This window comes from Aurantimonas sp. A2-1-M11 (assembly GCF_036549475.1).
Taxonomy (GTDB): Bacteria; Pseudomonadota; Alphaproteobacteria; order Rhizobiales; family Rhizobiaceae; genus Aurantimonas.
Genome location: NZ_JAZHLI010000093.1, coordinates 1 through 11,107, shown reverse-complemented (window position 1 = coordinate 11,107; position 11,107 = coordinate 1). Strand labels below are relative to the sequence as shown.

Below are 11,107 nucleotides of genomic sequence, written 5' to 3'. Positions count from 1 at the left end.
TACCGCCTCGTCGGACACAGCCATTCCCGCAATCTCCCAATCGAATCAATTGGGAACCCACAGATTCAGTACTTGCACCAAATGTCACGCGCCAACTCACCCGATTGCCCTGGCAGCGGATGAGCGACGACTTGCCGGCGCCCGAAGGGCCGATCAGCCCGACGACGTCGCCCGGCGCCACCGAGAAGGACACGCCGCGCAGCGCGAGGTCGCCGGTCTTGTAGCGCTTTTCGAGGGCCTCGATCGTCAGCATGGGTGGTCGCCTTTCCGCAATCGGCGGGCATTGGGTCCGCCGGACAGGTTTACCGGCGGCAAGGAACGGCACGGGCTGTGCGCCCGCGCCGCCTCATCATGGGCTGGTCAGGATGACCTGAAAAGGAGACCCCGTTACTGGCAGGAGTACAAGACGCCGTTCGCCTCGTCGATCTGGCGGATCACCGACCAGTCGTCCTTGAAGGTGATCTCGATGAACTGCTCCTCGCCGGACTTGCCGAATTCCTCGGCGAGCTTCGAGCCTTCCCAGGGGAACGACATGAACGCCTCCTGGATCTTGTCCTGAAGTTCCGGCGTCAGGTTGTAGACGGTGCCGTAGCCGGTCGTCGGGAAGGTCTGCGAGGTGTAGACGACCTTGGTCGCATCGGCCTCGACGGCGCCCCGCTCGATCATGCGGCGCCCCACGACGTGCGGACCAGGGCAGCGGGCGAACGGGTGCATCTTTCGCTCGACCTCGACGGCACGCATGTGTTCGATGCCGCGAACGGCGCCCGCCTTGCCTGCAAGGTCGAACCCGCAAGCTGAAGAGCCTCGGTCGGCCGCTATACCGCCGCGGACACGCGTCCAAACGTCAGCGGCAGGCTCGAGGAGACGATCGGCGGACCCAACGAATGGGCCCGCCGAAAGCAGCCGCGTTCACGGCGTGAGGTTCGTCAGCTTATTCGGCTGCGGCGCGAGCAGCTTCCAGCCAGCCATCGACGGACTCGCGGTTCTGCTTGATCCATTCCGATGCCTGCATTTCGATGTCGTCTTCGCCGGCATTCATCGCCGCGTTCTGCTCGAAAATGGCAGACAGCGGGATCGCGACCTCCTGCAGCAGGGCTTCTACGGCCGGATTCTCATCAAGGAAGGCACTGTTGGCGACCGGTACGATGTCATTGGCCGGGAAGCCGAGCGTGCAGGGATCGGCCACGCAGCCTTCGATCCCCTCCATGGTCGCAGCATCTGCAAGACTCATGTCCGGCAGATTCACCTCGGGCACCTCGATCCACATCACGTGCTTGCCGGGGACCAGCTCGTTGACGGTCCAGTTCGGCGTCCAGGTGTAGAACAGGATGTGCTCGCCGTTCTGGAAGGCCGCGACGGCGTCCGCCATGGACGCTGCATACCCTGCCTTGATCGGATTGACGTGTTCGCGCAGGCCGTAGGCGTCCATGTGGTGCTCGATGTTCACCTCGCAGCCCCAGCCCGGCGGGCAGGCAACCAGATCTGCCAGACCGTCGCCGTTCCGGTCGAAGGCTTCCTTGACTTCGTCGCGTTTGAAGTCCGCCAACGTCTTGATGCCGAACTCTTCGACCGCCGCGGCATCGACCAGATAGCCTTCCAGCGCGCCGCCCTTGGCAACGGCGCCAACCAGTTCGGCGCCGTTTTCGAAGACCGGGCGGTACGTGTCATGCAGCGGGAACCATCCGTTCACCCAAAGGTCGAGATCACCCTGGGCCACCGACTGATAGAATGGCGGATTGTCGAGCGTGATCGGACCGTCTACCTCGTAGCCCAGTTCCTCCAGAAGCTGGCTGTAGATCTCGGCATGGAACCAGCCGGTGTCCCATGTGGCCTGTCCCATGCGGATCGTGGTGCCCTCGCCGGGCATGTCCTGCGCCAGGGCGGCCATCGGCGCGGTACCGACCAGGAGCGCCGCAGTCGCGGCGAGAATGGGGAGGTTGTACTTCATGGTTCGTCTCCATTTGTTTCGTCGTCGGATGCCCTATCCGGAACCGGATAAGGCAGTCGGTCCGGACCAGAGCCCGGAAAGACGCTGGCCTCAGGCCACCGTCTGGTTCGTCGCGGCGGAGTTCGGTTCGCGGGAGCCCTGTCCGCGGAACAGAGCGGAAAAAGTCTGGCGCAGAGAAGTGGCGCCGCCCACGCGGGGTTCAACCAGCCCCTGCGTAATCCGGTCGAGCACAATGGCCAGGATCACGATGCCCACGCCTCCCGCGGTCGCGCCCCCCACGTCCAGCCTGCCGAGCCCGGTATTGACCACAAGGCCAAGGCCTCCCGCGCCGATCAGCGCGGCGATCACCACCATCGACAGGGCGAGCATCAATGTCTGGTTCAGGCCTGCCATGATCGTGCGCAGCGCCAGCGGAAACTGGACCTCCCACAACATCTGGCTGGGGGTGGAGCCGAATGCCTCGGCTGCCTCGATCAGATCGCCGCGGACATTGCGGATGCCCAGATTCGTCATCCGAATGATCGGCGGCAGGGCGAAAATGATGGTCGCGATGATCCCCGGCGCCATGCCCACGCCGAACAGCATGACGATCGGCACCAGATACACGAAGGACGGCACCGTCTGCATGATGTCGAGGATCGGTCGAACGATCCGCCAGCCCAGATCGCTGCGTGCCACCAGGATGCCGGCGGGCACCCCGATCGCCGTGCAGAAGAAGACGGAGGTGACGATCATCGACAATGTCGTCATCGTCTCTCCCCAGAGCTCGATCATGTCGATGAAGGCAAAGCCCAGAATCGTGAACAGAGCCATGCCGCGTCCGACGATGCGCCACGACAGCGCGGCGAAAACCGCCGTGGTGACGATCATCGGCACCCAGGCGAAGAAGGCATCCAGCCCGTTGAGCACCTCTGTCACGGGAACCTGCAACGCCCGGAAGAAGGGGCGGAAGTTCGGGACGAGAAACCCGCGGACGAATGTGTTGATCCAGTCGTCGAACGGAATCACCAGAATGTCGGAAGGATTGATCAATTCTTTCTCCTGTCCGGGGAATACCCAGGCTCAGCTGGGGGCGGGCAGAGCCGACGGCGCATCCTCAGTCGTCGGGGCTGCCTCCGGCTCACCGGCGGCGAGTTGCGCAAAGATCGCTTCCGGCGGCACGACGCCGACCAGCGTGCCGTCGCCGTCCGTCACACCCACCGGCAGACCTGTCTGCGCGGCATCGTACATCTCGTGCAGGAGCGCCGACTCGTCCACGACCGGCGCGTCCGTCACCATGACATCCTGGACGGTCTGGGTCGGGCCGGCTTCAGAAATGCCGCGCCAGGTCACGATGCCGGCGACCTCCCCGTCCCGCAGGACATGGGCCGCGCCGCTCCCGGCGTCCTTCATGGCCTGGAACGCCTGGGCCAGGGTGGCATCGATCGGGACCGACGCCGGCTTCAGCGCCACGTCGGCGGCGCTGAAGACGCGGCTGCGATCGATATTGGCGACGAAGGCGCGCACATAATCGTCGGCCGGATTGGCGACGATGTCTTGTGCGGTGCCCACCTGCACGAACGCACCGTCCTTCATGATGGCGATCCGATCGCCCAGCAGCAGGGCCTCGTTCAGGTCGTGCGTGATGAAGATGATGGTCTTCTTCAGCTTTTTCTGAAGCACGACCAGTTCGTCCTGCATTTCGCGCCGGATCAGCGGGTCGAGCGCGCCGAACGGTTCGTCCATCAGCAGGATTTCGGGGCCGGTTGCCAGCCCGCGGGCGAGCCCGACACGCTGCTGCATTCCACCAGACAGCTGCGATGGGTAGCTGTCGGCATGAGCCTCCAGGCCGACCTGTGCCAGTGCCTTCAGCGCCGCTGCGCGCCGTTCGGCCCGCGGCATTCCCTTGACCTTCAGTCCGAACGCCACGTTGTCGGCTACGGTCTTGTGCGGGAACAGGGCGAAATGCTGGAAGACCATGGCGATCTTGCGCCGACGCACTTCACGAAGCCGCTCCGCCCCGCAGGAGGCCACATCGTCCTCATCGACCCAGATCTCGCCCGAAGTCGGGGCGATGAGCCCGTTCAGGGTGCGGACAAGGGTCGATTTGCCGGAGCCCGACAAGCCCATGATGACGAAGATCTCGCCTTCGTGGACGTCAAAGCTCACGTCATTGATACCGACGGTGGCCCCCGTGGCGCGGAAGATCTCTTCCTTACTCTCTCCGCGCTTCAGGCGCGCGACGGTATCGCCCTCCGCCTCATTGAAGAGCTTGAAGATATTTTTGGCACGCAACTTCACTGGCATGGCAGCTTCTTAGCCCGCGAGTGCCCGGAGCACAACCGGAAGGCCGGCAGCTTCAGCCGGATCCATCGGATAGCGGACTGATCTTTGCCGGCCCTTCCCCGCAATCAGAATTTTGCTGATCAGGAGCTCGGGCGCGGCAAAAAGCTCGGGGAGCCAGCATGAGACGCCGGGGTCCGCTGCACCGTATCGCTGCTCTTGCCCGCATGGAACGCATGGAACTCACGGATCGTCTCGAGTGCGCGGATACGTCCGCTCTCAATTCTCGAACGCCAGCCGCGCCGAGAGCTCCGCCCAGTTCCGTGGCGCGCTGGCGGCTGCGCCAAAGGCCGCTGCGAGCTTCTCGAGCTGCGTCCGGTCGGCCGCCAGGCGTTCCACCGCCACCCAGCGGTTCCAGTCCGGCGCGATGCTCCAGCCGGGCTGGCTCACCCGCGCGGTCGGCAGGCGGTAGTGCAGGACTGGCCGCTTGCCGATCTTCTCCATCGGCAGGCGCGCCCGCACCCGCCGCTCGTCGAAATGCAGGAACAAGGGCAAGAGGTCGAGGTCGCGGTTTCGCGTCGGATTGGCCGCCAGGTAGTCGTCCATCAGGACATCCAGGTCCGGCCAGTAGGCCGGCGCGATTACGCGCCGTACATAGGCCGGCGGATAATCACGTCCGACGCCGAGGCGATGGGTCAGGCGGCGTGGTTGGCATTCCCGCCGCAGCCAGTCGTTGAGCAGCATGAAGGCCTTCAGGATGGCGGTGATCGTCTGCGCGTCGAGCCGCGGCGGCTCCGGGTTGAAATGAAGGCCGAATGCGGCCGGCCCCGTCTCCCGGGCGCCTGCCAGTCGCAACACGTCCACGGCGCGGTCGACCAGGGCCAGCCGGTCGAGCGGCAATGGCCGGGTCACCAGCTCCCGCGGAACGACATATTGCAACGCCGTGCCCAATCTGGCTGCTGAAGCCCTGCTGAGATGGCCCCAGCGCGTTCCGGCATGGCGTTGCGGATGGGCGTAGCGCGTGTCGATCTCGACCATCAGGTCGCCGAGCGCCGTCCCGCCGACGATCAGCGCATGGGCATCCTCTTCGGTGAGAGAGCCGCCGAGACCCTCCGCGAGCGCCGTGGCGGCCTGCCGCGCGCTGATCGCTCCGAACTCCACCTCGACACCGACCGTGCGCAGCCGCCCCGCCGCGTTCTCTTGGATCGGGGGAAGAGCGAAGTCGATCCGCGGCTCGGAGCCAATCTGCATGAAACACCATTCCGCGGGGGCCAGACGTTGATCGCTGAGGAGCGCGGCGAAGCTCCATGCGCTTTGAAGGCGGAAAGGCATCATACGCCCGCCATGAACGAGCCGGCCAGCCGCGGAGCCGAAGCCCCTTTTCCCGCCGCAAGACGGCCATAGCTTGGCAGGTCTGGGCCGAATGTCCTGGGGAGACCCATCCGACCAGGCCGGGAAGAACCTGCCCGATCACGTCCACAAGGGAATGTGCCATGACCAGCGATCGCCGGCGGCTGGAGCGTTACGACGCCTCCACGTCGACCTACACCATCATGCAGATCACCGACGAGGATCGCGCGTCCCAGGTGACACTGGAAGACGGTGAAACCTATTTCATGGCCAGGCTGCGCCACGATCGGGCGCATCGCCATGTCGATGCCGCGGGGGCGGTGCGATACAGCTTCGAGCACATTCCCGACGACGAGGGCGGAGAGGTGCATGTCTATTCGAAGTTCGGCGAGGTCGACACCGACACGTTTCGCGGCGGGGAGTTCTCCGAGCTCCTGAAGTGGGACCGCCACATGCTCGTCTTCGACGACCGAACGGGGATCATCGGCGAGTTGCGCGGCGCCAACCACATGATCATTCCGCGGCAGATGCTGATGACCGGCTCGAAGGCTGACAAAACCTTCTCGCACATCGCGGTCCGCCGGTCGGGGAACGGCTTCCGGAGCGCGACGGTTCGGCAGATCTTGGCCATCTGGCAGAAGAGGGTCGCTATTGGCTCGGGCTTCCTGGGCCGTTCCCGGCTTCGCTGGCTTGACCAATCCTTTGCCCGTGACTTCTGACTGTGCGAGCCACGCTGCGATGAAGCGCTCTAGTCTTGATCTCGCCTCGCCTGCTTCAACGAAAGACTCAATTCGTGAACCATACGGCAACTACCTTGACCGTCCGCGCCCTCGCCAAGTCGGTGCCGGGCGGGCGGCGTCTGTTCGCCGATCTCGACCTTGCCGTCGCGGCGGGAGAGCTGGTGGCGATCGTGGGCGAGTCCGGCGTCGGCAAGTCGACGCTGCTGAACATCCTCGCCGGACTCGACGGCAGCGATGCGGGCGAGGTTTCGATCGAGGATGTGGTGCTCGGTCCCCTCGACGAGACGCAGCGGACGCGACTGCGGCGCGAGCGCATCGGCTTCGTGTTCCAGGCCTTTCATATCCTTCCCTATCTGACGCTGCGCCAGAACGTCGCCTTGCCGCTGGCCCTCGTTTCCGCCGACGCCATGACGATCGACGCGCGCGCCGACGCGATGCTCGACGCGGTCGGCCTCGGCTCCCGCGGCGACGGCTATGCGCGCGACCTCTCCGGCGGGGAGATGCAACGGGTCGCGATCGCGCGGGCGCTCGTGCATCGACCGGCGCTGATCCTTGCCGACGAGCCGACCGGCAATCTCGATCCCGACACGTCCGGCAAGGTGCTCGCGCTCTTCGCGGACGCCGTGCGGCAGGGCGGCGCTGCCGGGGTTATCGTCACCCATTCCCGGACCACTGCCCGGATCGCCGACCGCGTCCTGACGCTGACCGCCGACGGGCTCGTGGAACGCCATGACGACTAGCACGGACCTCGTCTCCGCCCGCCTGGCGCTCAGATGGCTGATCCTCGGCGAGGCACGCGCCCATCCGGCGCGCTTCCTCGGCACGATGATCGCCATCGCCGTCGGGGTCGCGCTCGGCTTCGCGATCCACCTGATCAACGGATCGGCGCTCGCCTCCTTCAACGACGCCGTGCGCAGCGTAAACGGCGCGGCCGACCTCCAGGTGCGCGCGGCAAGCCCGCTCGGCTTCGACGAGATGCTCTATCCGCGGATCGTCGATACGCCTAGCGTCGGGGATGCGAGCCCTGTCGTCGCCCTCGATGCACGGGCGGGCGAGGCGCGCTTCACGCTGCTCGGGCTCGACATTCTCCGCGCCGCTTCCGTGACGCCGAGCCTTGTCGGCCGGCAATCGGGCGGACCCGACACCGGCAGCGCCGATGTCTTCGACGAGAGCGCCCTGTTCGTCTCACGCGCCGTGCTCGATGCGACGGGCCGCGCGGTCGGTGACATGCTGGCCGTCAGCGCCAACGGCCGCTCGGTGGAACTGGTCATCGCCGGGACCCTCCCCGCTGTCGCGGACGGGCAGGCGATCGGCGTCATGGATATCGCCGCCGCGCAATGGCGCTTCGACAGGCTCGGTCGCCTCGACCGCGTAGATCTCAGCCTCGCCGACCGGGGGGCCGCGGAGCGGTCCCTTTCGCAATGGCTGCCGGGCGATGTCGTCCTGGGAAGCGACGAGACGGAGCTGGCGCAGGGAAGCGCCCTGTCGCGCGCCTACCGCGTCAATCTCGACATGCTGGCCCTGGTGGCGCTCGTCACCGGCGGCTTTCTCGTCTTCTCGGCGCAATCGCTGTCGGTGGCGCGGCGGCTTCGCGCCTTTGCGCTCGTGCGCACCCTCGGCCTGCCCCGCCGCGGCATCGTCGCCGTGGTGGCGCTGGAAGGCCTCGCTATCGGCATCGTCGGCGCGCTGCTCGGCCTTGGCCTCGGGGCAGCGCTCGCCACATTCGCGCTGCGCTGGTTCGGGGGCGATCTCGGCGCGGGCTACTTCCGGGGCGGCGATGTGCGCATCGTCTTCCAGCCGCTCGCCGCCGCCGTGTTCTTCGCGCTCGGCATTGCCGCCGCCATGCTCGGCAGCGTGCTGCCTGCCCGCGCCACCTCGCAGGCAGCGCCCGCCGCCGCGCTGAAGAACAGCGGCGACATGCTCGACCCGCGCTCCGCCGTGCCGTTCCTGCCGGCGCTCGTGCTGATCGCGGCCGGTACGCTCGCTGCGCTGCTCCCGCCCGTCGGCGGCCTGCCGGTGTTCGGCTTCGTCGGGATGGCGCTGCTTCTGGCTGGCGGTGTCGCAGGCGTGCCCTGGCTGGCGCGCCGGCTCTTGGCCCCTCTGGCCGTGCGCCGTACCACCAACGTGCCGGGCCTTCTTGCTGTTCGCCATGTGCACGGCGCCCCTGCCGAGGCGGCGACGGCGCTGTGCGGCATCGTCGCCAGCACCGCGCTGGTGATCGCGATGGCAACGATGGTGACCAGCTTCCGGGGGGCGGTCGACGAATGGCTGGTGGAGGTGCTGTCGTCCGATCTCTATCTGCGCGCCGAGGGCAGCGCCGGCTTCGATCCTGCGCTTCAGGCCCGGCTGGCAGGCGTGCCCGGCGTCGCCGGCCTCGCCGTCAGCCGCCAGATCCCGCTGACGCTCTCACCCGATCAACCACCCGTCTCCCTGATCGCCCGTTCCGTCGACGGGCAGAGCCCGGAGGCTTCGCTCGTCCTGATCGCGGAAGCTCCGGCGCAGGTGCTGGGGTCAATCCCCGCGTGGGTGTCAGAGCCGGCTGCCCGGCTCTACGGCTGGAGCGTCGGCGATACGGTCGACTTGCCCATCGGCGATGGAGAAGCCTTCACGGTTTCCGGGATCTGGCGCGATTATTCCCGCCAACAGGGCGCGCTGGTGATCCGTGGCGAGGATTATACCAGCCTCACCGGCGACGCGGAGCGCGACGAGGCGGCCGTGACGATCGATCCCGGAGCCGATCCGGACGCCGTCGGCCGCGCGCTCTTCGAGACGCTTCCCGCCGAGCTGCGATCGTCGGTCTCGATCGCCCAGCCCGCGACGCTACGCCGCTTCGCGCTGGAACTGTTCGACCGCAGCTTCGCCGTCACCTATGTGCTTCAGGCGGTGGCGATCCTCGTCGGCCTTGCGGGTGTGGCCGCGACGATGTCCTCGCAGACCATCGCACGGGTCCGCGAGTTCGGCATGTTGGCCCATCTCGGCGTGGAGAAACGGCAGATTATGGCGATGCTGGGTATCGAAGGCGCGTTGCTCGGGGCCATCGGCGGCGTCGCCGGCGTGCTGCTCGGGGGCGCGCTCAGCCAGGTGTTGATCCACGTCATCAACCCCCAATCGTTCAACTGGACGATGGCGACGATCGTGCCGGTCGGCACGATCGCGGCCGTCTTCGCCGCACTCGTCTTCGCCGCGTCCGTCACCGCCATGCTGGCAGGGCGGCGGGCGACCGCGACGAACGCAGTGCTCGCCGTCCGGGAGGACTGGTGATGCGCTGGCTCGCTGCGATCCTCGCGCTCTTCCTCGGCGCCACGGTGGCGGTTCAGGCCGACAGCCATTTTGCCCGGGTGCAACAAGGCGTCGACCTCGCCTTTCCGGGCGATCACGGCGCGCATCCGGACTTCCGCCTCGAATGGTGGTACGTCACCGGCTGGCTGGCCACCGAAGATGGAAGCGAACTCGGCTTCCAGGTGACGTTCTTCCGCAGTCGGCCGGAGGTCGATCCTGCCAATCCCAGCCGTTTCGCGCCCTCCCAGGTGCTGTTCGCCCATGCCGCCCTGTCGGACCCCGATGTTGGCCGGCTCCTGCACGGCGAGCGGGCCGCACGCGCCGGCTTCGGTATCGCCGAGGCGCCCACCGGCGATGCCGCCGTCGTCCTGCGCGACTGGAGCCTTGAACGCGAACCGGACGGGCGCTTCACCACCGAGGTGTCGACGCAGGACTTCGCTCTCGCTTTGACGCTTACCCCGACGCAGGAGATCTTCCTGCAAGGGGAAGAGGGCTACAGCCGCAAGGGGCCGGGCCCCGACGATGCCAGCCACTATTACTCCATGCCACATCTGGACGTCGCGGGGACGTTGACGCGCGAGGGAGCAGCATCGAGCGTCACCGGCACGGCATGGCTCGATCGCGAATGGTCCTCGAACTTCCTTTCGCCCGGCGCGGTCGGCTGGGAGTGGGTCGGCCTCAATCTCGACGACGGGGGCGCGCTGGTCGCCTTCCGCATCCGCGATCGCGACGACCGGACGGTCTGGGCCGGGGGCTCGCTGCGCCGTCCGGACGGCAGCGTCACCCGCTTTGCGCCCGGCGACGTGACGTTCACCGCCGTCCGGCGCTGGCGCTCGCCCCGGACCGATGCGCTCTATCCCGTCGAGCAGGTGCTGACGCTGCGCCTGCCGGAAGGCGAGCGCAGCTTCCCGTTGTCGCCGCTGTTCGAGGACCAGGAACTCGACGGCCGCGCCACCGGTCTGCCGGTCTATTGGGAGGGAGCGGTCCGCACATCCGGCGGGAAAGGCTACCTTGAGCTCACCGGATATGCCTCGCCGCTTTCGTTGTAGGCAGCAGTGCCGGCTGTACACGGTTCGTCGGCGGTTCTGCGCCCTTTGTCGGAATAGTAGACGATCGCCGAGCCCTCTTCAGCGCGGCTGCACGTCACATAGATAGCCGACGCGTGCGCGCGATGCCGGTGTCGTTGCACGCTGACTGGCAAGTACGATGGCGCGCGCTCCGAAGATGTGGCATTCTTTCAGGACCTGTTCTCGAAGCTGTTCCTCTGCGAAGGAGCGTTTTGCGTGGCGGATGTCTCTGCGGACGAACCAGCTCTCGATCGACGCGACTTCCTGATCGCGGCCGGCGCCTCGGCTGCGTTGATCGTGGGTGTTGGTACTCACGCCCAAGCGCAGGCAACACCGCCAGCCTCCACCCAGGGCTCCGAACTCATGTGACAGTAGGTGACGGATTGCGCGTCGGCTGATTCCCTTGGGGCGGTTTAATTGGAGGAGCCGCCGCCATGAACCTTTCTGCCGACGAATGGAGT

Annotated in this window: 10 protein-coding genes and 1 pseudogene; 4 read left to right on the top strand and 7 right to left on the bottom strand. The window is 66.8% G+C overall.

What is annotated here, in order from left to right:
• The 6 genes and pseudogenes from VQ042_RS22980 to VQ042_RS22955 all read right to left on the bottom strand — a co-directional run.
• Positions 1-253, bottom strand: a 253-nt coding sequence (locus VQ042_RS22980) for an ATP-binding cassette domain-containing protein (protein WP_331822618.1), incomplete at its 3' end; no start/stop codon positions are given.
• A 134-nt stretch (positions 254-387) separates the two neighbouring features.
• Positions 388-678, bottom strand: a pseudogene (locus tag VQ042_RS22975) (PhnD/SsuA/transferrin family substrate-binding protein); the annotation flags it as partial.
• A gap of 253 nt (positions 679-931) precedes the next feature.
• Complete coding sequence (proX, locus tag VQ042_RS22970) at positions 932-1,948, bottom strand: glycine betaine/L-proline ABC transporter substrate-binding protein ProX (protein WP_331822616.1); 1,017 nt, start codon at positions 1,946-1,948, stop codon at positions 932-934.
• A 90-nt stretch (positions 1,949-2,038) separates the two neighbouring features.
• On the bottom strand, positions 2,039-2,980 hold the full coding sequence (locus VQ042_RS22965; protein WP_331822615.1) for an ABC transporter permease: 942 nt from the start codon (positions 2,978-2,980) through the stop codon (positions 2,039-2,041).
• 30 nt (positions 2,981-3,010) lie between these two features.
• A complete protein-coding gene (locus VQ042_RS22960) occupies positions 3,011-4,234 on the bottom strand; it encodes a quaternary amine ABC transporter ATP-binding protein (RefSeq protein WP_331822614.1) in 1,224 nt (407 codons plus the stop codon).
• 255 nt (positions 4,235-4,489) lie between these two features.
• The gene (locus VQ042_RS22955; protein ID WP_331822613.1) at positions 4,490-5,461 is read right to left on the bottom strand and encodes an amidoligase family protein; all 972 of its coding nucleotides are present in this window, start codon (positions 5,459-5,461) and stop codon (positions 4,490-4,492) included.
• A 242-nt stretch (positions 5,462-5,703) separates the two neighbouring features.
• On the opposite strand from VQ042_RS22955, the gene VQ042_RS22950 reads away from it, so the two are divergent.
• The 4 genes from VQ042_RS22950 (at position 5,704) to VQ042_RS22935 (ending at position 10,628) form a co-directional block, all read left to right on the top strand.
• A complete protein-coding gene (locus VQ042_RS22950) occupies positions 5,704-6,279 on the top strand; it encodes a hypothetical protein (protein WP_331822612.1) in 576 nt (191 codons plus the stop codon).
• A gap of 95 nt (positions 6,280-6,374) precedes the next feature.
• Positions 6,375-7,040 carry an ABC transporter ATP-binding protein gene (locus tag VQ042_RS22945; RefSeq protein ID WP_331822611.1) on the top strand — a complete coding sequence of 222 codons (666 nt, stop codon included), beginning with the start codon at positions 6,375-6,377 and terminating at the stop codon, positions 7,038-7,040.
• Positions 7,030-9,561 carry an FtsX-like permease family protein gene (locus VQ042_RS22940; protein ID WP_331822610.1) on the top strand — a complete coding sequence of 844 codons (2,532 nt, stop codon included), beginning with the start codon at positions 7,030-7,032 and terminating at the stop codon, positions 9,559-9,561. Before VQ042_RS22945 ends, VQ042_RS22940 begins: the two co-directional genes overlap by 11 nt.
• A complete protein-coding gene (locus VQ042_RS22935) occupies positions 9,561-10,628 on the top strand; it encodes a lipocalin-like domain-containing protein (RefSeq protein ID WP_331822609.1) in 1,068 nt (355 codons plus the stop codon). The genes VQ042_RS22940 and VQ042_RS22935 overlap by 1 nt, the downstream gene beginning before the upstream one ends.
• Positions 10,629-10,706: 78 nt before the next feature.
• On the opposite strand, the gene VQ042_RS22930 is transcribed toward VQ042_RS22935, so the two are convergent.
• Positions 10,707-11,107: hypothetical protein (locus VQ042_RS22930; protein WP_331822608.1), on the bottom strand; the 401-nt coding region annotated here is incomplete at its 5' end.

Bases quoted from the DNA above. Each gene is read 5' to 3' on its own strand.
- VQ042_RS22960 (WP_331822614.1), bottom strand. From the start codon at position 4,234: ATGCCAGTGAAGTTGCGTGCCAAAAATATCTTCAAGCTCTTCAATGAG.
- VQ042_RS22940 (WP_331822610.1), top strand. From the start codon at position 7,030: ATGACGACTAGCACGGACCTCGTCTCCGCCCGCCTGGCGCTCAGATGG.
- VQ042_RS22950 (WP_331822612.1), top strand. From the start codon at position 5,704: ATGACCAGCGATCGCCGGCGGCTGGAGCGTTACGACGCCTCCACGTCG.
- VQ042_RS22955 (WP_331822613.1), bottom strand. From the start codon at position 5,461: ATGCAGATTGGCTCCGAGCCGCGGATCGACTTCGCTCTTCCCCCGATC.
- VQ042_RS22935 (WP_331822609.1), top strand. From the start codon at position 9,561: ATGCGCTGGCTCGCTGCGATCCTCGCGCTCTTCCTCGGCGCCACGGTG.
- proX (WP_331822616.1), bottom strand. From the start codon at position 1,948: ATGAAGTACAACCTCCCCATTCTCGCCGCGACTGCGGCGCTCCTGGTC.